At 40.8% G+C, this 24,224-nt stretch carries 23 protein-coding genes; 5 read left to right on the forward strand and 18 right to left on the reverse strand.

All coding sequences use genetic code 11. The features are described 5' to 3' along the window. Positions 1-3 precede the first annotated feature (3 nt). From FTU91_RS02365 to FTU91_RS02425, 13 genes are all read right to left on the reverse strand, one after another. A complete protein-coding gene (locus tag FTU91_RS02365) occupies positions 4-1,392 on the reverse strand; it encodes a restriction endonuclease subunit S (RefSeq protein WP_368856198.1) in 1,389 nt (462 codons plus the stop codon). Then, positions 1,389-2,792, reverse strand: a complete 1,404-nt coding sequence (locus tag FTU91_RS02370; RefSeq protein ID WP_180080748.1) for a helix-turn-helix domain-containing protein — start codon at positions 2,790-2,792, stop codon at positions 1,389-1,391. The genes FTU91_RS02365 and FTU91_RS02370 overlap by 4 nt, the downstream gene beginning before the upstream one ends. Next, positions 2,782-4,512, reverse strand: coding sequence for a class I SAM-dependent DNA methyltransferase (locus FTU91_RS02375; protein WP_180080750.1), 1,731 nt, complete (start codon positions 4,510-4,512; stop codon positions 2,782-2,784). Before FTU91_RS02375 ends, FTU91_RS02370 begins: the two co-directional genes overlap by 11 nt. 240 nt (positions 4,513-4,752) lie before the next feature. Continuing rightward, the gene (locus FTU91_RS02380; protein WP_180080751.1) at positions 4,753-5,655 is read right to left on the reverse strand and encodes a hydrolase or metal-binding protein; all 903 of its coding nucleotides are present in this window, start codon (positions 5,653-5,655) and stop codon (positions 4,753-4,755) included. A 139-nt stretch (positions 5,656-5,794) separates the two neighbouring features. Beyond that, on the reverse strand, positions 5,795-6,868 hold the full coding sequence (locus FTU91_RS02385) for a YqaJ viral recombinase family protein (protein ID WP_180080753.1): 1,074 nt from the start codon (positions 6,866-6,868) through the stop codon (positions 5,795-5,797). A gap of 144 nt (positions 6,869-7,012) precedes the next feature. Next, positions 7,013-8,050 carry a DUF932 domain-containing protein gene (locus tag FTU91_RS02390; RefSeq protein WP_180080755.1) on the reverse strand — a complete coding sequence of 346 codons (1,038 nt, stop codon included), beginning with the start codon at positions 8,048-8,050 and terminating at the stop codon, positions 7,013-7,015. 57 nt (positions 8,051-8,107) lie between these two features. Beyond that, on the reverse strand, positions 8,108-8,407 hold the full coding sequence (locus FTU91_RS02395) for a hypothetical protein (protein WP_002126054.1): 300 nt from the start codon (positions 8,405-8,407) through the stop codon (positions 8,108-8,110). A gap of 112 nt (positions 8,408-8,519) precedes the next feature. Next, a complete protein-coding gene (locus FTU91_RS02400; protein WP_002058070.1) occupies positions 8,520-8,900 on the reverse strand; it encodes a hypothetical protein in 381 nt (126 codons plus the stop codon). An 11-nt stretch (positions 8,901-8,911) separates the two neighbouring features. Then, a complete protein-coding gene (locus FTU91_RS02405) occupies positions 8,912-9,493 on the reverse strand; it encodes a hypothetical protein (protein ID WP_180080756.1) in 582 nt (193 codons plus the stop codon). Positions 9,494-9,510: 17 nt separating this feature from the next. Continuing rightward, entirely contained in the window at positions 9,511-9,771 is a 261-nt protein-coding gene (locus tag FTU91_RS02410; protein WP_180080783.1) for a hypothetical protein, read from the reverse strand. Positions 9,772-10,384: 613 nt separating this feature from the next. Next, the gene (locus tag FTU91_RS02415) at positions 10,385-11,347 is read right to left on the reverse strand and encodes a hypothetical protein (protein WP_180080759.1); all 963 of its coding nucleotides are present in this window, start codon (positions 11,345-11,347) and stop codon (positions 10,385-10,387) included. A gap of 42 nt (positions 11,348-11,389) precedes the next feature. After that, complete coding sequence (locus FTU91_RS02420; RefSeq protein ID WP_180080761.1) at positions 11,390-12,391, reverse strand: inovirus-type Gp2 protein; 1,002 nt, start codon at positions 12,389-12,391, stop codon at positions 11,390-11,392. A gap of 453 nt (positions 12,392-12,844) precedes the next feature. Further along, positions 12,845-14,635 (reverse strand): hypothetical protein, encoded by a 1,791-nt coding sequence (locus FTU91_RS02425; RefSeq protein ID WP_114182716.1) that lies wholly within the window; start codon positions 14,633-14,635, stop codon positions 12,845-12,847. Between the two features lie 175 nt (positions 14,636-14,810). On the opposite strand from FTU91_RS02425, the gene FTU91_RS02430 reads away from it, so the two are divergent. Next, positions 14,811-15,755, forward strand: coding sequence for a hypothetical protein (locus tag FTU91_RS02430; RefSeq protein ID WP_180080763.1), 945 nt, complete (start codon positions 14,811-14,813; stop codon positions 15,753-15,755). Positions 15,756-15,841: 86 nt separating this feature from the next. On the opposite strand, the gene FTU91_RS02435 is transcribed toward FTU91_RS02430, so the two are convergent. After that, positions 15,842-16,723, reverse strand: a complete 882-nt coding sequence (locus FTU91_RS02435) for a hypothetical protein (RefSeq protein ID WP_114182714.1) — start codon at positions 16,721-16,723, stop codon at positions 15,842-15,844. Between the two features lie 185 nt (positions 16,724-16,908). Between FTU91_RS02435 and FTU91_RS02440 the strand changes: the two genes are divergently transcribed. Next, the gene (locus FTU91_RS02440; protein WP_114182713.1) at positions 16,909-17,181 is read left to right on the forward strand and encodes a pyocin activator PrtN family protein; all 273 of its coding nucleotides are present in this window, start codon (positions 16,909-16,911) and stop codon (positions 17,179-17,181) included. Here FTU91_RS02440 and xerC read toward each other — a convergent pair. Beyond that, positions 17,165-18,313, reverse strand: a complete 1,149-nt coding sequence (gene xerC, locus FTU91_RS02445; protein WP_114182712.1) for a tyrosine recombinase XerC — start codon at positions 18,311-18,313, stop codon at positions 17,165-17,167. The two genes, FTU91_RS02440 and xerC, sit on opposite strands and share 17 nt — an antisense overlap. A gap of 151 nt (positions 18,314-18,464) precedes the next feature. Here xerC and dusA point away from each other — a divergent pair, with 151 nt between their 5' ends. Beyond that, positions 18,465-19,478 carry a tRNA dihydrouridine(20/20a) synthase DusA gene (dusA, locus tag FTU91_RS02450; RefSeq protein ID WP_180080785.1) on the forward strand — a complete coding sequence of 338 codons (1,014 nt, stop codon included), beginning with the start codon at positions 18,465-18,467 and terminating at the stop codon, positions 19,476-19,478. 184 nt (positions 19,479-19,662) lie between these two features. On the opposite strand, the gene FTU91_RS02455 is transcribed toward dusA, so the two are convergent. Together FTU91_RS02455 and coaBC are read right to left on the reverse strand one after the other, a co-directional pair. Further along, positions 19,663-20,040, reverse strand: coding sequence for a cytochrome b562 (locus FTU91_RS02455; RefSeq protein WP_086195893.1), 378 nt, complete (start codon positions 20,038-20,040; stop codon positions 19,663-19,665). A gap of 155 nt (positions 20,041-20,195) precedes the next feature. Next, entirely contained in the window at positions 20,196-21,461 is a 1,266-nt protein-coding gene (gene coaBC, locus FTU91_RS02460; RefSeq protein ID WP_086195894.1) for a bifunctional phosphopantothenoylcysteine decarboxylase/phosphopantothenate--cysteine ligase CoaBC, read from the reverse strand. A gap of 112 nt (positions 21,462-21,573) precedes the next feature. On the opposite strand from coaBC, the gene radC reads away from it, so the two are divergent. Then, positions 21,574-22,257 (forward strand): DNA repair protein RadC, encoded by a 684-nt coding sequence (radC, locus tag FTU91_RS02465; protein WP_086195895.1) that lies wholly within the window; start codon positions 21,574-21,576, stop codon positions 22,255-22,257. Positions 22,258-22,339: 82 nt separating this feature from the next. Then, a complete protein-coding gene (locus FTU91_RS02470; RefSeq protein ID WP_086195896.1) occupies positions 22,340-23,251 on the forward strand; it encodes a bestrophin family protein in 912 nt (303 codons plus the stop codon). Between the two features lie 119 nt (positions 23,252-23,370). On the opposite strand, the gene FTU91_RS02475 is transcribed toward FTU91_RS02470, so the two are convergent. Beyond that, the gene (locus FTU91_RS02475) at positions 23,371-24,222 is read right to left on the reverse strand and encodes a PHP domain-containing protein (RefSeq protein WP_180080787.1); all 852 of its coding nucleotides are present in this window, start codon (positions 24,220-24,222) and stop codon (positions 23,371-23,373) included. Between the last annotated feature and the right edge of the window lie 2 nt (positions 24,223-24,224).

Consider the following 24,224-nt stretch of genomic DNA (forward strand, 5'->3'; position numbering starts at 1 on the left):
GGCTTATCCATGCTCTCCATTTAATACAGAGGCATCAATTTCACCAGACAATAATTTTGGTAGTAAATTATCTCGTAAAGTAACCAACCCCTCACACTGCATAGAATTCAACTTTATTTTTTGTAAAAGAGGATTAGCCATTAATTCAAATTTATTCAATAAATTTATAATTGGATGAACGATTAAAATTTTTCTTAGATCGGAAACATTCAAATAAGGTAAGGCAGTACCTGACACTAATGTATTAAAATCTATAGTTTTCAATAATAAATACAAATAGTAAGGAGTTGATAATCCTTTCAAAGGAGAAGCTGACATCATGTTATTATCAATAATAGTAGGCATCGTTAACACTCTTCTTCTGTTAGAAATAAGTGCCACACCAATCTTTGCAAATACTGTCGCGCCCTCTTCATGAAGTTTAAATTTCCTTTCTTTTTGAAGGCTACTATCAATATAGTTGTTTGCTTTAACAATAAAAATCTCATTACCATTGAGATTCATATCACTAACTTTGATAAAAGGAATCTCTCCTTGGGTTTGCCCTTGATATTCAGGTTTAAATGCTGAACCAGGAGTAAAATTACATATATTTCCTAAGCTATTTACTTCCCACCCCTTCGGCACTTCACCTAATTCACTCTCCACCAACTCATCAGGAAACAATGAAGCAGTTTCTTGTAACTCAGCCAAATCATCTTCAGCCATTTGCTTCAGTTCAGCTTCGCTCTTACCACTAATAGCACACATGGCAGCAAGTTCAGTGTCTTTGCCTTCCTGCTTAGCTGCAATTTTGGCGCGTACAGGCTCAAAGTCGATAAACCAACTTTTAAAAATGGCTTGAGCCATAGATTCTAAATTTTGGTTAATTTGGTTATTTAATTCAATTTTACAATCTAGTGAATCTAATACTTGAACAATATTATCTTGATCAACTTTATCAGGTAATTCAATTACAACTTTACTAAAGTGCCCCTTATTTAAGATAGGAGTTGCTGAGCCACCTGCAATACTCTTCAATTCCTCCTGTTTTAGACTTAAAACATAATAAATGTATTTAGGATTATGTTTACTAGCATCAACAATAATAGTATTTATTTGTTGATTAGTTACAGAATCCTTTTTTAAAAGTATAGCTTTTCCCATATCTGAACCAATACACGAAACAGCTACACTATCTTTAGGAACAAGATAGTTTTTTAATGATTGCCTTCCTGCTTCAGATAGATAACGCTCAGTGGTTTCTATCCACCTTCTACCATCCATGTCTTTAGGTGTTACAAATGGAATTCCAGATGAACTAAATGCTCCGATAACATTAGAAGATGGCGTTTTACCTGTCACTATTTGACCAATTTCTTCCAACATGATTTTTTGGAAAATTATACTCACACATCACCCCCAAATTCTTTCTTAATCATCCAATAGCCACGAGTTCCACCCATACGCTCAAGCCAACCTGCATCTTTTAAATGATTCAGATGCTTTTTCACTGCTGACTCATTAATAGCAAGTTGCTCCGCCATAGCACGATAGGAAATTTTCGGGTTCTGCTGAATTAAATCTAAAATCTCTTTTTGCCGATCTGTCAGCATATCTTCTTGGATTGAGCCACCTATTGAGCCACCTATTGAGCCACCTAATTGCTCAATCGAAGGACGGTAAAATTCCCAATCGACAAAATCACCTTGTGCTTTCAATTGAGGTTCGGCATTACCTGCCTCCAAACATAGATCTTTAATACGGGCAATCCCACTGCCCCACTGCTCGATATAACCCAATTCTTTAAACACACGAGCCAAGACACGGTTACGTATCTCTGAACGACCTTGCGCTAAATCTTCTTCAGTGAGTCCATTTGGTAATCCACCTGGCGATACGATATTCAAAATGTCATCATAAATGCCAACCTTAATATCACGCCCTGCATTGCTATAGTCACGGTGCAGCACTGCATTCACCAAGGCTTCACGAATAGCAGGGATTGGAATTTCAAAACTTTCTGTGCGCTGTAAACCTAAAATTTCTGCTCGTAGATGCAGATGGTTTTTGATGAATTGCTCTGTTTGCTTCAACTGACTAAATAAGTCGCCACGGTATTCTTTTTTATCCAAAAATACTGTCATGGTCGTGCCTTTAAAGCGGCTGCATTTAATCTCAACCTGCTCATAAAGCCCCAACAAAATGAGCAGCCCATGACTTGGGTAGTCCTGTCCATTCTGCTGAATGATCAATTTGAGATTCCGCATCTTCTGCAAAGACAGCTCTTTACCCACCTCAGCAAAGGCTTGCTTTAAAGGCTGTAAATCTATGTCATCTAAACTGTATTGCGGATTCGGCTGTTCATCAAAGGTCTGGTTCAGACGCTGCAATTCAAGTTGCTGGATATACTCAGACGATGCTACACGATTACTTGCACCTAGACGGATATAGGTCCCCTGTGCCTTGCCTTGCGGCTTGAGATAATAAGGCAATAATGAACCACGGCTGACTTCAATCACCAGCAACTCAATGCCTTGGATATTCTCGATATAGATATACGGCAGAATATTGGGCGCACACAGTTCATTGATCATCGAAGTGATCTGATCTTGTAACTCAAAAATATCATCTTGAATACCTACGAGTTGGCGATCATCACTTACACCAACTACCAGCTTACCACCACTGGTATTGGCAAAAGCAATCAGGGTCTTTGCCACCTGTTGCCCTTTCGGTAACTGCTCTTTAAATTCAAGAGTTTGACTTTCACCCTTCTGAATTTCTTGCAATAAAGGATGATCAGAACTCATAGCCCAAGCCCTTTAGATTCTTTTTAATCTCACTTTCCAAGACCGCACTTTCAGCAAATTGCTCTTTGAGCTGAGCAGTCAAACGTAACATTTTCTCAGCGAATGGCTCGCCATCATCTTCCTGCTCGACTGCACCCACATAACGTCCCGGAGTCAGTACGTAGTCATGCTTCTGAATATCTTTTAACTCAGCAGAGAAGCAGAAACCTTTCTCATCCTGATACTTTTCACCCTCAAAGTTCTCGCCCTGCTGCCATGCGTGCAAGGTCTGGGTGATTTTGGCAATATCGGCATCGGTAAAGTCACGCAGTACACGATCTTTCATATAGCCTAGATTACGGGCATCGATGAACAGGGTCTTGCCTTCACGGTTAGCTTTCTTTTTATCTAAAGACAAGCCATTCTTTTTATCTTTGGTCAAGAACCAAATACAAGCTGGAATTTGCGTGTTGGTGAACAGTTGTCCTGGTAATGCAACAATACATTCCACCAGATCGGCTTCGATCAAGTTTTTACGGATCTCACCTTCATTGTTGGTATTGGAACTCATTGAACCATTGGCAAGTAACAATGCCATACTGCCTGTAGGTGACAGATGGTGCAGCATGTGCTGCATCCAAGCAAAGTTAGCATTGCCTTGTGGCGGTGTGCCGTATTTCCAGCGCACATCACTTTCTAAAGAAGCATGCCACCAATCTTTGATGTTAAAAGGTGGGTTAGCCATGACAAAATCGGCACGCAAGTCTGGATGCTGATCATCTAGAAAGCTGTCAGCATTTTTCTTACCGAAATTAAAATCAATCCCGCGAATCGCCATGTTCATGGCGGCCAGTTTCCATGTGGTCGGGTTGCTTTCCTGCCCATAAATAGAAATATGCTTTTTCTGTTCGGAGGCTTTGTAATGCTTTTCCTGAGCATGTTGTTCAATAAACTTTTCACTGGATACAAAGAATCCGCCTGAACCCATTGCAGGGTCATACACACGACCTTTATAAGGCTGCAACATTTCAACAATTAAGGTGACGATACTTTTAGGCGTGTAGTACTGCCCACCTTGCTTCCCTTCAGCCAAGGCAAACTGTCCCAAAAAGTATTCGTAGACATGCCCGAGGATATCTTTACTGTGCAGACTGAGTTGCTCACCGTTATATTCTGGATTAGTAAAACTGGTGTCAGAAAAAGTATTGATCAGATCAAGTAACTTGTCATTGTCCAGCTGGTACTGTCCAATACGATTCAGAATACCCTTAAGCTTTGGATTGGCTTTTTCAATTTCATCAAAGGCATTGTCAATCAGCCAGGATACAGAGCGTAGTTTGACATCTTGCCCTTGTTCATCCTGCCAAATGATAGAGCCAATCGCTTGTGCTGCTGCATTACGGATACTTAACCAACGTGCTGCTTTTGGCACCCAAAATACGTTTTTTTCTTGGTAGTAATCCAGTATTTCTAGTTCATCAGCAATAGCCTGTTGGTATTCTTCTTCGCTGTCGTACTGATCACGCGGCATGTAATAGATGTTGTGATCGTCTTTTTGTGCAAACAATTCTTTGAGTTCAGATTGCCGTTCATCAAAAGCATCTGATACGTACTTTAAGAAAATCAGTCCTAAAACAATATGCTTGTAGTTAGCGGCATCCAGACTGCTGCGTAATTTATCGGCGGCTTTCCAAAGCTTGTCATCTAAGTCATTTAGAAATTTTTGTTCCAATGAATGCATTTTATTTCCTCAATCCAAGATCAACCGCTTTGGTTTTATACTTAATGTTAAACAATGTTGCTAAGTTAGCATATCTACGACCTATTAAAAGTCATGCACTTAACAAAAAAAATAGAGACTAATTAAGTCTTGTTATTTTAACGGGATAACTATAGCTAAAATAGTACTTTGACGACTCCCACGACTAATACTGTCGTAAAAAAGAGCAAACTAGAAAGCTGCTCTTTTCCAACCAACCGATTAGTTGACGGGTCTGACTGATTGCTGCAACCCCTGCTGAATATTCTGCACAAACCCTTCATGCGAAGCTTGTTGCTCCACCGTACGGTTTTGTTCTTGTTCAGGGTAGTATTCCTCCAGCACCTCTAACCCTTCCTCTATATCCGTTTCAAACCGTGCATTGGCAAAACCCTTCCTTGCGGTAAAGTCTAAAGCTTCCTGATAAAACCCCGCCTGCTTGCTCTGTTCATCAATTTGCTTCGCCTGAATAATCGCCTCATTCAAGCTAATCCCTTCTCTTAAAGTCAGATCCACGTAATAGACTGGCTGACGATAGCTCTGTGTCGTACTCTTACCACGCAATATCAACTGCAATGGGAGGCAAGATAACAAACCATTAGACGCTGCATGGTAATAACTCAGTCGCGCAGCCAAAGTCCGAATACTGTTAAAGCCTGTGGTTCTAAAAATAAAGGTGCCAAATTCATCAGAATCATCCAAATTCACATGCAGGCGACCGTAGGGCTTGCAGTTCCCTCCTTGAGCCAATGGGCATAAATCAGGGGATGGACAGGAATGTTGCTCTACGCCTTGATTGGTTAAACGCTGGCATGTTTCACCGTTACCGACACAGACTGGCCGTCCAGTCTGACGGTCAAATAGGCTGTATTCTGCACGTAGGTTTAAGTCAGGATCATTGAAGATCATTCTGACCGGGATTGAGCGTAACTTTTGATTGAGAATATTCGCTCGAAGCTGATCATCCAGTGGATGTTTTATCCAACCACTCTCTTTGCTTTGGATTTGGCTGGTAATGGTGAATTGGTCATCCTTTTCAGGGATGCGTTTCCCGTTCTTTTCGACAACCTTGCCGATACTGATCCGCCCAAGAATTGGCGGTGTAATGGCTAGACCTTTAATCATGTTGAAATTCCTCTGTCGTTGATATGTTTAGATGTGTTGCACTGTTTGCTTAAATTAAAATCGGCATAAAAAAATCCCATGCAGGGCTACACGGGATTTCAAATTGCTTCTTGCTGAGTGATTAACTCTAAACTTTGAGCTAATCGTGATAAATGTTGAAACGACGGCTGCCTGCTTTCTGCAATGGGTATTGTTGGATGAGTTCAGGTTGGTGCTGAAGTAAGGACTTGGTATCTAGGCTGATACTGTCCTTGCTCTTCTTCCATGTCACTGAACCTTGCTGAAATACAGCACGCTCATGCTCCTGCATCAGTGCTTGAACACGGTGTTTGAGTAGGTCAAACTGACTTTGGTGCTGTTCAATCTGCTGTTTTTCCTTTATCAGCTGATCAAACAGTTCATTAGCAAGTTTCACCTCCGTTAGATCAACACAGCTCAGTGGGGTATGTTCAGGATAGAGCTGCTGTAAAGCTTTGGCTGCCGATTCACTGGCATCCACTGCTGGTGGAACGTCATTTTCAACACATTCCCAAAATAATCGTTCTGCCTGAATGATCTGTTCAATCAGGGCTTCGTTACGACTGACTTTGTAGATTTTGGTTTCCTGCCCACACAGCAAGACACAAATATGTGCCGCTTGTTTACCTGTCACCGCCAGTTGGTGTTGTACCTGACACAACACGTATAACGGCACACCATCTCGCCACAGTTTAGCGCCATATTCTCCTGCGGTTTTGCATTCCAGTATTTGCACGTCTTCATTGCCCACCACGGCATAATCCAAGTTCGCCAACATAAAGGCTTTATCAGGATCAGGATGCTGTAACACCGCATTGACCCGACGGACTTTATTATTGGTGTGCATGCTGTAGTATTCTGCGACCAAGGGTTCTAACTGTTTACCCCAATATAAAGGTGCATGCCCTGAGCTTTCATCTTCGATGTTTTGCTGTACCCGTCCTGTTTTAATCATCCACAGTTCTAGCATCGACATATAGGGATTCAAGCCACAGGCAGCTGCGGCATCACTGCTGCCTATTCCCTGTTTACGCACTTCCAGCCATGCCTGATAGTCCAATTGTTTGGTGTTGATCAGACGTTTGGCATTTAAACTACGTTTTGAACCTGATTGACTTTGTTTAAGCTTGTCATTGGCTACAGTTGGTAAATACTGAGATTGAGACGTTACTGTTGGGTTTATAATCTGATTCATGGGTTTATCCTTCTATCATTGATTTTAAAACGGCATAAAAAAAGCCACATCCGAAGATGTGGCAAAGAGGGATCGTTAATGAGGAGGACACATGATCGTGCTGATCAGATGCTCTAATGATAAAGTCTAAAGATTAAATCAAGCTTAAGCGGCTAAATGTAAAGCCTGCTCCAATCCCCGTTGTTTCAATGCTGCCCCTGCACCAAACCAAGCAGAATCAAGGCGGTGATCGGTACTCATCGCACGACGTTCATGATCCACAAATTCTGTAATTGCACAAAGTAGTCCATAGGCGGTGTCTTTGGCTGAAGATAAGTCTGCTCCACGTCCCTGCCCATTAAACATATTCATGACTTTGGTCATGGCACGTCCATTCGGTTCAGTTTTATTGGGTTGTGGATTGGCTTGGGATGCAACATTACGGTAGTACTGAATAATGTTATCCTCCTGTTCCATCGCACTTAGGCTATTATTGTTAAATACCGCATCAAAATAAGCCGCTGCTTCTTTCTGGGTGACTTTACGTTGGGTGAGTTGTTTCATTTCATACATATGGTCGTACCATGTTTTCACTGAAATACCGAGTTGATCTTTGACTTTATCAGCATCAAACTTGGTGCTGTGCGGTACTTTGACCACGCCTGTATTGGAACTCTGTCCACGCAAGGCAATGGCTAAAGTGTTGTTACACACCACACGGATATTGGTGAATTGTGCGGTGGTGGCTAAAGTGCCATCACATGCGGTTGCCAGCAGAATATAGCCATTGCTGACATCTCCACCTTTCAATTCTGCAGTTTGTCCTGTACGTGCCAAAGCCCAGAACTTTTTCCCACCTTTTAAGACACCCGCAGTTTCCAACTCAAACCCCGATTGTTCGGTCAGGTCACGGTAGAACTCCAGAATTTCCATCGGTTGGACTTCTTGATAACGCTGACTCACCACCGATAAAGGCGCATGAGTATCTGAACGGTACAATACCCGCTGTTCCTCATAGGGCATAATGATGCTTTGTCCACGTGAGTTTTGAGCCATGTAGCTGACATTGGATGATTCAATACGCCAATCCATACCTGCTTGCTTGGCCCAGACTTCAATCGGTTGGTTTTGGCTAAGTTGATTGCCTAGACCATGCCATGGGGTTTGACCGACATACGCCATTTGTTCAATTTGATGTGCCATTTTGATTATTCCTTAAATAAAAGTGAAAGATGTAACCGTGTAAAGTTAGAGATGCGATTACGGCACCCATGCAAACGCTTGTTGGCAATCCAGACAGAGATACTGCTCGGCATTGCTGTAGTATTTTTCAAAGGCATACTGACTCACCACCACCAGTACGCCACCTACCACTACCCCAACAGCTGCACCGAAGAGCGGTGAAAAGCCTGACTTGCGAGCGACCTGCATGCCAAACATCGCCATCTGTGTTGGTGAGATACAACGTTGTAGTTGCTCAAAATAATTGGCATGCGCATTGCCTGAATCGGTTTGTCTGACCTGGGTAGACTGACAGTAGGGACATCGAATAAAAGACATGGGTATTCCTTGCGAAATGAATTCAGTACAAAGTGCTGAATGAAGGGCATAAAAAAACCGTGCCCATTGAGGACACGGTTTGATTTAAATTTTGCTTTGTCGAGGAGAGTCGCTATTGAAAGCTATAGCTTGCAGTGCCTTTATCTGTTTCGACATCAACCTGCACCACATTACTGTAGCTACAGTCTGTTAATTTTAGTCTTAAACGTTGCCCCATCTTAAAATGCTGCGGATATTCCAATGATCGACGATAGCCTTCATAACGACATTGTCCATGATTGACAGAAACATGGCTGACATCAATAGGCTCTGCAATATTGGAACGGATGGTCAATACCGTAGCGGATTGATTTTGGGCATACCAGTTACTGGTATCAATTACATCGAGTTCGACCGTAAATGTGTTTGGATCAAGACCTGCATTACACCCACTCAACATGATGCCTGTCGTTGTAGTCACTGCGAAGAGTAAGGGTTTTAAAAGTTGCTTCATCTAGTTCATCCTTAGCAGTAGTTATAGCTCACGCCATAATCGCCTGTATTTAAATCAATGCTGGCCAAATGGATTTCACAGTCTGTGCCGTTATCAAATTTATAAACGTAGTAGCGATTACCCGCTTGCTCCGATTCCAGTGCGCCATGTTCTTGCAAGCTAAAGTCTTGCACTGATTTGCCTGTATCTTTTGCGGCTTTGGCAAAGATATAGCGTTGATACTTGTCTATATTGTCCTGCTCAGATTCAGGCAGTTCATCATAAGGCAGCATCGACAGTAAGGTATCCGCCGCCTTAAGGTTTTGATCAAACTCAAAATTCAGCAATTCAGGTTCATGATCTGATGGACTCAGACTTTTGCTTCCCGTGGTCAATTCTTTGACATCGATCCCATCCACTTCTGCTGCTGCAATCTCAGTGGATACTGCTTCTGAATTGGCAGATTCTAAAGGTTGTGCAGAGCTGACCTCAGAAGTACTGGCTGGAACCGTTTTTTCAGTTGCGTGTTTAGGGCTAAAGAAGTAGAAGCCTGCGATGCTGATCAAGGTCAGGGCTAAGATTGCCGCCAAGCCCAATATCGTTTTTTGGGTCATTTGAATGTTCCCCTCATTTAGTTGGGCACAGTGACTTGACCATTCTGCGCATTAAAGTGAACAAAACGTGGACAACCACCTTGAAAGTTCACCGTGAAATTACGCCAACCACGGTTGCCAGGATTGGTTTTATAAAGACATTGATAAACCCCACCGCCTGTAAGACGTGCTTGAACAAGGTAGGATTCACTGGCTTGTGCAAACCAGCCTGCCTGCGCCAATGATGCGCCTGCAAGTAGTGATGAAATCAGGGTCGTTTTTAGGAAAGTTTTAAACATCATCATTTTCTCTTTTTTATAGGCATCACTGGTCTTGGTCTTAATCAGACGCAGCGTTCCCCATGTCATAAATGTTGGAATGAATATCTATGTTTTTTTTGAAGTGTTATAGACGATAAAGCACACAAACCTATGCCCCTCAAAAACAGCATGAGAGATTCATCTTCATATCGGTAATATGTACTTGAAAAAGTTTTATTCTTAGAAAGTAATCGACACAGCAATGCATGAAATACACAGCATCAGGTCACATTACCCCTGTGGTGTAGATCGGGCACACATAAAAAAGAGAAATATAAAAGACGGTCTTGATGTAAGCGCATGGCGTACTCCTAGATGATTTAGAAGTTCTACCAAAATCACTGTCAAATAATGGTGGTAGAACGAGAAAGGGTTGACAGACCAGTCATCTAGGAACCGGCACGCACAAGGCGTCCCTCCCTCGCCCTACCGCAACGAAGGGGGACGAACGAGTTCGCCACCAAAAAATTACTTTTTTGATGTGCTAGATGATAACGGTCTGTCAAAACCGACTGACGATGTAGGTCAGCAGGCTAAGGATAATCTGCACGCTGTAGAGCGTCAAGCAAGTGCAGGACTCTGATATAAATTTTCAGCGCCGTACAGGTGCTCCATCAAACCATTTAAACCTTTTGGGGTAGATGCAGATTCTATTCGCAAGTCCACCCATTCCTGTTTGATTTTCCGGCATGCTATTTAATGCACCCAAAGGACAGCCCGCTTCTTCTTGCATAATCCGATCAATCCTCAGCGCTTTTTGTGCATCAGCATCGGAAAGCTGATGATGCATTTCTGGATAAACGCATGTGCCCAGATATCCAGTCGCTCTCATCCAGTGCTCTCTGATATCATTGCAATATCCCAAAGGATCAGAATAGAGTGATCGGTTAAAGCTCAGATAAAAGTGGATCACATAACGCTGCTGAACATCATCCCGTACAATTTGATAAAAGCGGTAAATGGCTTGTGTTCCATACCAATACTCAGCCGCTAGACTTTTTTGGAAATTTGATAAAAATCGCTCTAACTGTCGCAAATCGATAATTTCATTTCCACCCTCATTTAGACTTAGTTCCAGTTTTAAATCCGCTGCATCAGGATAGATCTGGCTTGTATTACGGTAGGATTCTCTCAACTTTTCAATCCGCTTTTCGTAGCGCTCATTCAGCTTATGCATTTCTTCAGTTAAGCTGGTGCTTTCAAACAGCACTCTCAGCCGCTTTACGATCTTATCGATATAAAAACCAGCGTTTCTTTGCGCCGTGACCTCAAAGAACCGAATCTGCTCTTCCTGTAATACACTGCAGTAAGCCTGAAAGAACTTGTCTGCCCAAAAGGAAAAAGACAAATGCTCATGAATGCCAACGGCCATCATTCTGCGCCATGCTGAAAAATAACCAGACAGTTTCCGCTTGAACTCCTGATCTATATTTTTTTGATGAGCTTCGTAATCAGTACCTTCTGGAATTGGAGCAAAGCGAATCGTTTGGTAATGCTCTAAAACGTCTTGTTCTAATCGGGGTGCTGTAACAAACTCTAACTCTGAATGGCTCATGTGTTGTCCTATGAATGAATTGATTTCATAGAACTGGCATGTTCATAATTTTTTAAACCAAATCTCCTCTTCCAGCTTTGCTAAAGCGGTCTGCGCATCCCATTCTTTGATTCTTCTATTTTCTTCTGTATCAGGTATTGGGCGACCATGATGCTGATAATCCCCCTTATAAAACGTTTTACGCCCTCGTGGTTTAACCAATAACGTCTGCTCGTATTTATCAGGGTCACTGAGATAAGCAACTGCACCCAAAGCATTGTTGCCTTGTTCGGGTGTCGTTCGACGAATATCTCCAATACCTAAACGACCTTGCTTCTCGTAGTTGTCTTTATTCGCTGTCGTGTTGATGTTCCGCCCAAAACCCTTATCGAATGTGATTTCCTTCCACTTATCGATCACTCCCTCAGCAATTTTATAATCACTCTGATGCTTCGATCTATTAATCACCAATGTTAAATGAGCATGAAAGCCTTTGGTTATACCCTGCTCCAGTGCGATCGCATAGGTCAAAAGTGCATCAAAATATCCATTCTTATCAGTGATCAAATCACGTAGTTTTCCAATATGCTGATAGAAGTCATTTACTGTAATTTCACTCATGCTGTCCTTGCTATAGCTCAAATCCACTCTGATCACTAGAACCGAATAATACCCCTTGATTGCACCTTCGAACTCCTCAAGTAATGCCACTCGATTCAATTCTTTCTGTCTCGCAAAGCTTTTGATCTCATCACGTATCAACCCTCGATACGCATTCAGGATTCGTCTTAATGCCTTAATTTCACCTATAGACAACCCTGATAGATATTCACCAAAGCTAAGCATGCCACGCTGGCTATTGACGTGCTCAGTGACTGCAATAAATGCCCGAATCGATGCTGCATACTCAAGCCCTTCTTGTTTAAACGCTTCAAATGCGCAATACAAGCGTTCTAAGTTGAAAATGAATGCTTCGTCTGAAATATCAAAATTAAGACATACATCTATAAAGCGATGAATGGTATACATCACCCCTGCCTGATCATCTAGATCCAATCGAAACACGTTGAACTTCCTTAACTATGATTCACGTCATAGTTAAGCAATCGACTTATTTTTTTAAATGGAGTCCTTATCTAGAGTAAGGACAAGTCATCCACAATCCGCATATATCGAATAGTGCTCTCATCCTGCATGAACTATTGATCCATAGCATCATCCATATTGGGATATGTATGACATGTCCAACTGTTCTTGTTATCTGTATGAGTAATTGTAATTGTATTGATATATCTAGTATTTATAGTTCTATACGCTATAGTCATTAATCTATTATTAGTATTAATCTCTATATATTAATAATATATAAAACCGTCTTAGCGCAAAAGCAATAACCATAGCCCAGCCGATCAGCAGAATTTCCAAACCTTCGGCTAAGCTCGGCTTTTTATATATCTTAGCGTTACGATAGTTAAGTCAGAAAAATGGTTTTTTCAAAAAAAACTTAGCGCAAAAAAACTATTCGAATAATGACAAACAGTGATGATGCAGCAGTCCGTAATCTTTAAGTTCTGCCAGTGTTGGTGAAATTTCTGTTATTTGCTGTGTAGGAAAATCAAAGCGAGTTCCATCCTGAAAGGGTTCTTGAAACGCCAATTCACTTAAGACATACCTGTTAGCTTCCGCATGCTGATCAGGGACAAAGCAACAGCTGTATGTGTTCTGTATAAATGACCGAGGTAAAATCCTAAAAGGCGTCACTATTTCAGTTGCATTTACCAATGCCCTTCCCAAACTACTTTTAGTTGCACTGAGCTTTTGGTCAATATCAGAATGTTTCCGCATACATTGCTGAAAAAAATAAATTTGGTTATATGCAATCAGATCCATAAGGGCCATTAAAAACTGATGAATTCTGGACTGCTCAGCATTTAACTTGAAGGTGATCATTGATTCAATTTTATCAGACTCATTTTTTAGCGTCATATCCTCTTTGATTGTTTTGATTTGAGTGGCTTGCAATGAATACGGATAGAGAAAGTCTGTGCACCCTAAACGCTCAAAGCTTTCATCATCGATTACTACTGGGTTAGCTTCTTTCAGCATTTTAAAAAGCGATTTATTCTGACAGTATATTTGGCAGCACCACTGCTCAAGCAAGCTTTGAAAAAGACCTAAGCGGTTGTTCATCCCGCTGAGTTTAGTATGCTGGATAGATGCTAAATGATCCAAAACCGCCTCATCCTTCAAAATATTTTCATGCGGCTTTAAATTAAAAGTAGTGGATAATGGGTTTTCTGGACGCAGCTGCTTTAACTCTAAATAATGATCAAAGAATTTCATGACTTCCGCTCTTTGTATTACATCAAAATCATTATTCTTTTTGTATAGAATGGGCTTCATCCAACACAAAGGATCGTGCAGCAAATAGTTATTTTTATATTTCAATACCTCCAAACCAGTTTTTGAGTTGTCTTTTCCATCGTTTAGGAGCAAGTCACTCTTTTGATCAAGCACGGTAAAAATAGAGGCCACTTTCTGAACTTCAAAAACATGCGGCTGGGGGTACTTCAAAATATAAAATTTGCCGTAGATCGCAGCATCCCCCCAAAACCGATGCGAAAGGTTTAAAGCGTATATTGGAGACTCTGTTTGAATAAAACTATTTCGAATTGCGCCATCCGCTTGGCAGCGGATAAATCCGTTTTTTTTAAGCTGCTGTATAGCGCGATAAATAGATTGTTTGCTTAAACCCGTGGCTCGCTCAATTTCACCAATTCCACACCCTATAATAATCCCAAACGAGTCTGCACCGTAAAGCAACCGTAATAAAACAAGATAACTTCGATAATCAAGATAGCAGTCGATCTCTATTTTTTTAGGTAAATTGTTAATACTTATGCCATCACTCTTTATCAATAAAGTCTGAATTAATTTTAATAAAGGGATCAGCCTAACCATACGCTTATTACTATTTTCTAACCATTCAATAGACGTGGCTGAATCAAGCCTTATATAAGTAAGATTAAGTTGTAAATGACGAACTCTAGACCTTTTTCCAGTTTCAGGAAAATCTATTTTTAATATTTCCTGTTGTTCCAACTCATTCAATACACCCCGTAATTTTTTAACCTGTATGCCGATCACTTTTGATAATTCACCGAGTGGCAATGATGTACTTCCGACTCCAAAATTTCTGATAAACGTGATTAATGCCCAAAAGGCATAGGCTGAAATTTGCCCCTCCACCCTCTGATAGAAAGCCATAAATAGTGCCAAAAATCGCTGTTCAGAATCCTGAATACTCATACTAAAAATTCCCACTCACCAAGTTCTCCTTTGGGTATATGTATTTTACAGTAATAATGATAGGCATGAAATGATAATTTAAATTTGATTTTTTAACAGTTTTTATATAATTAACATTTACTTAATATTTAATTATTGATATATAAATGTTAAGTAAATATTTATGAATTTTAAAATGGCACGACCACATTTAACCTTAGATAAATGGATATCAACTGACACGGACTTAAAAAAAGATTTCTTGGATCAAGAGAGCTACATGAAGGAAAGTCTATTAACTAAGCAGGATAAACCTGGCCAAAAGATTTTTTACATATCTACAAATCACCCCCAACCTAGATCAAATGAGAATTTAATATCAGATTCTGTACAAAACCTGACTACGACATCCCACATAAACGAAATATTTATAAACCCCCTCATATGTGAGACAAAAAATTTTATTATTAAAACTAATGATGAGCATTTTGCAATTTTAAAAAAGAAATTCCTTTTATTTAAATACCACTCTGAGAAAAAAAAATCCAACCGCATCACTAAACAAATCACAATGGACGAAAATATATTAAAACAACTTGAGAAAATTAAAAAAAATTGTAAGTTTAAAAGTCTAGATAACTGCTTAGAATTTTTAATTGATGCACATAATTTTAAATTAAGTGAAAAAGATAAAATAATATCAAGACTCAAAAAAGAGCAAACTTTAAATCATGATTCTAATTTAAAGCAAGAATTGAAATTAAAGGATGAAAAAATTACAGAACTCGAAAAAGAGCTCGTGCACCAAAAAAATTTCATCCACGAAAACATGAGCAAATCTGCAAAAGAGTTTGAGGAATATCTAATTCAATTGGCTACAAATCAAACCATTGAATTAGAGAAAATTAAAGCTTTTTTAGGCGAGATTAACGAAGCAGATCAACAAAGCATTAACCAAACTCTTGCACCCGAAGCACTTAGCGAAATTGAAGCTCAATTGAGAAATGAATGCGCAAAACAAAAGCAATTTTTAACAATCAAAAATCAACCAAATACCAATTATGCTTTAGGGTTTGATCAGCATCATCAATATGGCAATACCGTACAAAATGACGATGAAGTTGTACCAGCTCAAACCTGAGCTAACAGTTACTCATTTCTAGGAGCAAGCAGCAATAGTGCACACTTGCTGCCTAAGAACGAGCCCCCTCATCACCTCAATGATATTCATAATGGAACTTGGATAATCTCTTTCAATAAATCAAGACGACGCCTTAAGTGATTGACCAGCACTTCATCGCAATATGCTGTATTAAATGGGAGTTGCTTTTGCTGTGGAAAATACCGCTCTGGATGCTGTAGAAACTGTTCCCATTTTTTATTTTCATTCTGTAATTCCCTGATCTGGTTTAGATAGGTTCTATCCTGAATTTTAAATGACACACCACAATCATCATCTTCGCAGGTGTCTTTATTTTCGTTATTTTTTCTGGCTTCTGTTAAATCTAAAATTTTCTGTTTATTTGTCTCTAATCTGCTTTGAACCCATTGCAAATCAAACTCTCTAAACTTGATTTGCAGCGTGGGTAAAATCAGTTGTACTGCCTGCGAAGCATTTTTAAATCTGCCATTTTTTTGAGCATAACCAGTTAATTCTGAATAGAATATTTCAAGCTTTTTATGCAACAGCGGTGCATATCGTTTTCTTATATTCAAAATTCCATTGATTCTACGCTTCAAACTCGGGTTATAGGTGTAGACTCTCCCGCCTTCATCAACAACCAACTCAATATATTTATTTAATATTTCAGAATATTTCTCATTAATCTGCTGCTGTCTATAATCACGAATCCCCTCTATTACCGTATTAATTTGACCAAGCAAATTCAGCAAGTCCTGTACCGAATACGTTTCACCAAAGAACTGCATTTGACTATGCTCTACCATCAGTTCAACCAAAAATTCGCGTTCTGACGCTTCAAACTCACTCTTTGGGTCAGTATCGCTTATTATTTTATGTTCTCTTAAAAAACGTCCAGCATGATCCAAAAAGCAATTCAGAATTTCATCCTTCAATTGCTCAAAATCAAGAAGTGTGCAATTTTTCATTTATGAATCTAAATAATAGTTTTCAATATTTTATACCACAACTCTAGTAAAATATTATTTCTAATTATTAGTATTACATAAAGACCTACATCAAAAAAATAAGATTAAGACATAGGGATGGTCAGCCTTACTTCAAAGGTGACCCATTCAAATTAAAAAAGTTTTATGTATGGAATACCCACTTCATGAATTGCTTTCAAATTAATACTACCGAACTACTTTTTATAAAGTATCGTTCTATGACCGTTGAACTAATGACAGTAGTTTCTGACTATTACCCCCACCTCAGCAAAGCCGAAGCACTGAGAAAAGCGAATAATCAACAATTCCCTTTCTCAGTATTCAAAATAGATAAAAGTAAACGTGCACCCTTTCTAGTACACGTTAAAGATCTGGCAGATGTTCTAGACAAAAAGTATTCCGAAGCTTCCAAAGACTATGCTACGTTTCATCAATGAGGCGTAGCACCTCTTCAAACTGTATAACATTCCTTCTCGCCTTCACTGATACATATCGCTGTAAACTCCCCCAAGAATCGTGCAAACTTACTTTCTGAATTTCAGGAATAGTAAAACTCTGTTCAGCTAATCGAGTACAGCCTTCATGTCTCAAGTCATGAAATCGTAAATCTTCAATCCCCAAAATTTTACAAGCTTCTCTAAACTCTTTACCCAAACTTTTGGGATTCAAAGGCAATAACAAATTTTCATTATGTCCAAGCTTTAGCATCCGTTCTCGAACTTCTGAATGTTTCAGTCTTTTGATCAGCTCCTTACAAGGATCAAGTACATCAAATGACTTATGATTACCTTTAGAACCATTAGGATTCTTTAAATCATGCACTTTCCACGTTGAATGATGTGGGTCATAATCTCGAAGATACAATCGTGTTAATTCAGCTTCACGTCTGCATGAGAAAATTGCAAACCACATAATCAAATGCATTGGGTATTTAGAGCCATAACGATTTAGCTTCCATCGTTCTGCAAAATACTTCGTCAATGCAATCAATTCATCTCTCGAAGGCAGTCGGTCTCTTTTTTGACTGGAGGATATTTGACGTGTTTTTCTTAACTGAGCAGTAGCCTTATCAAAGCTATTTAAATCAATATCCATTTCCCACATAACAGCAGCATGAGAAAGAACACCTCTGATATGTAAAAGCTCATGTTGCAGTGTACTAGTCGAAATAGGTTCAAGATCGAGGTACGGAATTCCACCCTTCCTTAAAGCCACATGCTCAGCCAAATGTACTGATTTTATTTTTGTGATAATATTGCGCGCAATTGGTAGCTTCTTAATTAAGAGCAGAGAATAGCGTTTCGTCCTTCCGTACTCGCTCCCGACTTCATCCAAATATTTATCTATGGCATCTGATAAGGTCAGATCAATCAACTTTTCTTTGCCAAGCAAAATATCAGGATTTTCTTGAATTTCGACTTCTCGTTTCTTAATCCAGTTTTCAGCTAATTTCTTTGAGTGAAATGTTTTACTTTCAGAAAAAGCAGGAAAGCCCTTTCGAGTGATTCGAATCGCAGCACGATAGTTAACTTTACCATCTGCACCTTTCCTTGCTGTAATTGAACCCATAATTTACACCAAAAGCTATTTTTTTTATTATGGTGTAAAATTTGGTGTAAATGCAAACGGATTCACCCACCTAAACACAGGTTCAAACAAATTCTCGCAGGTTGCAGAATATAGATTAAAGGTATGATTTTTAATGACTATTAACAAAAACATTGAAAACACTCAATCTCCGAGAATCAGTGTTGCACCGATGATGGATTGGACCACACGTGACTACCGTTTTTTTGCCCGCCTGTTTAATCCGAATATCATTCTGTACACCGAAATGGTGACGACTGGTGCCATTCTATTTGGTGGTGCAGAACGTCATTTGGACTACAACCACGAAGAACATCCAATCGTGTTACAGCTTGGCGGTTCAAATCCAAAAGACTTGGCAACCTGTACTAAAATGGCTCAAGACTGGGGATATGATGAAGTCAACCTGAATGTCGGCTGCCCGAGCGACCGCGTACAAAACAATAAAATTGGCGCGTGCTTAATGGCAGAACCTGACCTGGTTGCTGAATGTATTGCTGAAATGCGTAATGCCGTGGATATTCCTGTCACTGTCAAACACCGTATTGGGATTGACGACATGCAGTCTTATGAAGAAATGCTGCATTTTGTCGATACTGTAGCTAAAACCGGTTGTGACAATTTTATTATACATGCCCGGATTGCCCTGCTTCAGGGCTTGTCACCTAAAGAAAATCGTGATGTTCCGCCTTTACGTTATGAAGATGTGTACCGTTTAAAACAAGACCGTCCAAATCTGCTGATTGAAATTAACGGTGGGGTCAAAACCTTTGCCGAAACTCAAGCGCATTTAAAGCATGTCGATGGGGTGATGATTGGTCGCGAGGCTTATCACAATCCATATTTATTGGCTGAACTAGGACAATTATGGAACCTAGAAGCGCCTGACCGTTTTGATATTATGGCGCAAATGATGCCGTATATTGCTAAACGTATGGAAGAAGGTGCTCCACTTTCGATTATCACCCGTCATATTCTCGGGTTGTTCCAGAATTTGCCGGGTGCACGCAAATGGCGTCAGGCTTTAAGTGGCGGCAATGCCAAAACCCTAAAAGATGTAGAAACAGCCTTGATTAATATTCAGGAAGCCATGCAACGTACTGAAGAGTATGTCAGAGAAAATCAGGCACATCTAGCATCAAGTTGATTGCAACTATCCTGATAAAAAGTAATGCCAGCCTATTGCTGAATGGGCTGGCATTTTTTATTTAAATTATGCATGAGGCTTGCTGAAGCAAGATTTATACAGTTCATCTGACAATTAAGAGATAAAACGATGCGCTTAATCTAGCTTCCCCCTTCCAAACCTTAAACGATAAATGTATATCAAATCAGTGATGATTATAAATCGCATGCGCCTGATCTTTGACCAGAGCAATTTTTTTGCCTTCTACTTTGGCTTGGTCCAATTTACCACTTTGAACCAATAATCTGGTTTTTTCAATCTCCACCAGCAATTGACTGTATAAAGCATCTGAGCTTGGTGCTTTTACATCATGAGCTTTTAACTTCACTTTTTTTGCATCTAAAGCAGCAGCCTTCATATTATCCAGTGCTTTTAGTGCATCCTTCTGATTATCAGCCTTGTTAAACATTTTAAAGTTTTTTCCAAGCGTCATCATATTTTGTTCAAGTGCACCAGCAAAACTCAGGCTACTGAACGACAAAGCAGCAGAAAGCATCACTGTGGCTACAGTTTTTTTCATCATGTTGATGTCCTTGTAAAGATCCGTTTCAAAAAATAAGAAGCTTATTGTTACAGTTAAATTGTTCTGAACATTTGCGCTTTAAGCATTAAACATAGTGTAGATGCCATAAAAAATGCAACGGAAAGGTTGCATTTTATTCAATGGTCTCGCTTTTTTTAAACAGGCTGCATTTCATGATGCAATGCGTCATGAATCGCTTCCACCAGCTGCTGGGCAATTTCCTGTTTCGATGCTTTTTCCAGATCTCGCTGCTGCATTTGATACTGCTCAGCAAAGAACACAATCATGGCATTTTCATCAGAGGCAAAACCGATGTCAGGACGTGAAACATCATTACAGGCAATCATATCCAGTTTTTTCGCCACCAGCTTACCAGCTGCATATTCTTCAACATTGCGGGTTTCAGCAGCAAATCCCACCATAAATGGACGTTTTTGTTGCTGGGCAATGGTTGCCACAATATCCGGATTTTTAATTAAAGCCACATTCAGTTCATCACCGGCTTTCTTGATTTTATGCTCGGCAACTTCTGCCACGCGGTAATCCGCCACCGCCGCCGTGGCAATAAAGATGTCACAACCTTTATCCAGCTGATCCATACTATGTTCCAGCATCTGCATTGCAGACTGTACATTAATACGGCGCACACCATTTGGGGTATCCAGACTGACCGGTCCTGCAATCAAAGTGACTTTAGCACCAGCTGCATAACAGGCCGCTGCCAGGGCAAAGCCCATCTTGCCGGTACTATGGTTAGAAATATAACGGACTGGATCAATCGCTTCACGTGTAGGTCCTGCTGTGATCACTACATGTTTACCGGCCAGCATGCCAAACTTTTCTGCAATCGCACGCTGCGCCTTGTGGAAGTATTCGGTGACTTGTCGCGCTAAATCTTCCGGTGCAGGCATACGTCCCAAACCGACATCGCCACAGGCCTGTGATCCGGCATCCGGCATAATCACATGCACGCCATCTTCCACCAGGGTATTTAAATTACGCTGTGTGGCTTTGGCTGCCCACATTTGCTGATTCATTGCCGGGGCTACCCAAACCGGTACTTTGGTTGCCAGATATAAAGTACTGAGTAAATCATCAGCCAAACCTATCGCAAACTTTGCCAACGTGTCACAAGTTGCCGGGGCAACCAGCAGTAAGTCAGCCCAACGCGCCAATTCGATATGGCCCATGCCGGCTTCGGCTTCAGGATTGAGTAATTCAGTATGTACCGGATTTCCAGACAAGGCCTGGAATGTTAACGGAGTAATAAAAGCTTGCGCCCCCTGCGTCATCACCACACGGACATTAAAGCCCGCCTCTTTTAAACGACGGACCAAAATGGCACTTTTATATGCCGCAATACCACCAGTTACCGCTAAAACAATGTTTTTATTTGGAATCACACTCAAATCGAAGCTCACGAACAGGCTACCTTTCTGTTGCAGTGGCGCTCACAATAGCATTAAATAAAGTCATCCCCAAGTCGGCAACTTGGTTAATAATCATTACTAATAACAAAAAAGTCTAAAAACAATGAATTTATCGATTAAACACTGGCCTGAACAGGAACGTCCACGTGAAAGGCTGATTCAACAAGGTGCTGCCAGTCTGTCAGATGCAGAACTGCTGGCCATCTTTTTACGCTCCGGTTCCAAGCAACATTCTGCCGTGGAACTATCCCGCCTGTTATTGCAGCATTTTGGTGGGCTGAACTCTATTTTGGATGCCGAGCTTCAGGATTTAAGCCAGTTTCATGGTATCGGGGTAAGCAAATATGCCCAACTGATTGCAGTGAAGGAATTGGGACGACGCTATATTTCCACCCATTTACAGCAGGAAAAAATAGAATTAAGCAATTCAAAAATACTCCTGGATTTTTTGAAATTCGAATTACTGGGTGAAATGCAGGAAGTTTTTGCGGTACTTTGCCTTGATGCGCATTTAAGAAAAATTAGCTTTAAAAAAATGTTCTACGGTTCGCTTAATTCGTGTGAAATTTCTACAAATCAATTGCTGCGCTATGCGATCCATCAACATGCCAGTAGCATCGTGATTGCACACAATCATCCTTTGGGAATAGCTCAGCCCTCCCATGCCGACATTGAGCTTACCCGGCGTATTCTAACGGCCTGTCAATTATTGGAAATCAAGCTGATTGACCATTGTATCGTGTCACCAGAAGGAACCTGCTCATTGGCTGAACTGGGGCTGATTTAAACGCAACAATTATGCTGACAAATATTGACAAAAGACCTGCTAACACTGAAGATCAACAAAAAATTTTGCTGATACTAATAACATGATTGTTCGTGATCAACCTAGTGTATTCAAGCTGCTCTTTTCCTGGCGCGGAACCATCCTGCCCAAGGTTTTGCCGCCTTTAGGTGTGGTCATGCTGATCTCCTCAGTGATTGGCGGTCTGTCCTATATTGGTTACTTTCATTTTCCGGAACTTCCACTGGTAGGCTTTACCTTAATTGGGGTGGTGCTATCGATTTTTCTCGGCTTTAAAAACACCGCCTGTTATGACCGCTGGTGGGAGGCCCGTAAACTTTGGGGTATGTTGATTGCCAATGCCCGGCATTTTGACCGTGATTGTCGCATGCTCAGCCAAGGACGTCGTGAACGCATTATTCAGCACGTGATTGTGTTTGCCAATGTACTGCGTGACCGTTTGCGTCACCAGACAGCTAATCCTAAGGCACTAGTAGAAACCAGTGGCATGAGCCAACAGGCTATAACCCAGCTTTACCAGCAGGCCAATGCACCGCAATACACCTTGAGCCTGATTCAATGGGAATTGATGCAGGCGCTGAAAGAAGGTGAAATTTCCGACATTATTTATACTCAAATGAACCAGCATGTGGCTGAACTGAGTCGGGTTCAAACCGGTTGTGACCGTATTGCCACCACCCCTTTACCTTTTGCCTATTCGGTGCTGCTGAATCGTACCGTGTATTTTTTCTGTTTTATGCTACCGTTTAGCCTGGGTTCAACCTTGGGTTTGGCGACGCCTTTAATGGTCGGTATTTTGGCCTACACTTTTCTGGGTCTGGATGCTTTAAGTTCAGAAATCGAAGAACCGTTTGGTACCCAAAGCAATGACCTGCCCTTAGATTCATTGGTACGCACCATCGAAATTGAATTATTGAGCACCTTAGGTAAGCCAACCCCGCCACCTATTCAGGCACAAGATAATAATCTGCTTTAATTTATGACCTCTCCTTTACGAAGCTGTGCTTCTCATCTCCTTAAAGGAGAGGGAACTCCTTTTCCCTTTGGGATGAGGAACATTGTTCTGCAAGGGAATGAGGACATAACTAAACATAACTAAACAAAACTCTCCCAAACCCCTACCTGTCCTTCCTTAACGCGCGGAATATTGCCCAGCTTGATCCACGGCATATTGTCACCATGAAAATCACTGCCCACAGAGACCTTAAGCCCAAACTGTTCAATCATCCGATCGACCATCTGCCGGGTTGAAGCCGGCTCAATCGCAGGTGGAAGCTCCACGGCATCCCCACCAAACTTTGAAAAAATTTCAATCAGATAACGGATATTAGTTGCTGATAAATCATATTTTGTCGGATGCGCCAGCACAGCGAAACCTTGACTCTCATGAATCACCTGAATAGTTTCTTCTAAGCCCAAGCCATCAAATTTCACATAGGCCTTTTTGCCTTCTTTAATATATTTATCAAAGGCCTGTTGGGGTCGACTCACATAACCTTTTTCTACCAAAGTTTTCGCAATATGCGTTCGGGTAATCCGGTCTGCAACACCCTCCACTTTGGCAATCACCTCGGCATAAATATCCTCACCAATCAACGGAACCAGCAAATCACAAATCTGTTTGGCACGAATTGCACGAATCTGTTTTTGCTGCTCCAGTAAGGCAAGTAACGGTTCTGGGTTTTGCATATTCAATGCAACCACATGTACAGCATAGTTTTTTTTCGTTGCCGGACGCGACCATTGGCTGGAAATTTCCACACCGGAAATAATGTTCAATGGTAAATCCTGTGCAATATTTTCAGCTAATTTTAAGCCATCCATGCTATCGTGGTCCGTCAGCGCAAGGGTATGAATGCCTTTTTCCACGGCTGCATGCACAAGTTGTTCTGGAGACAAAGTTCCATCAGAAATATTACTATGTGTATGTAAATCTACGCCTTGCATCA

It is taken from the genome of Acinetobacter sp. YH12201, from assembly GCF_013418145.1.
Taxonomy (GTDB): domain Bacteria; phylum Pseudomonadota; class Gammaproteobacteria; order Pseudomonadales; family Moraxellaceae; genus Acinetobacter.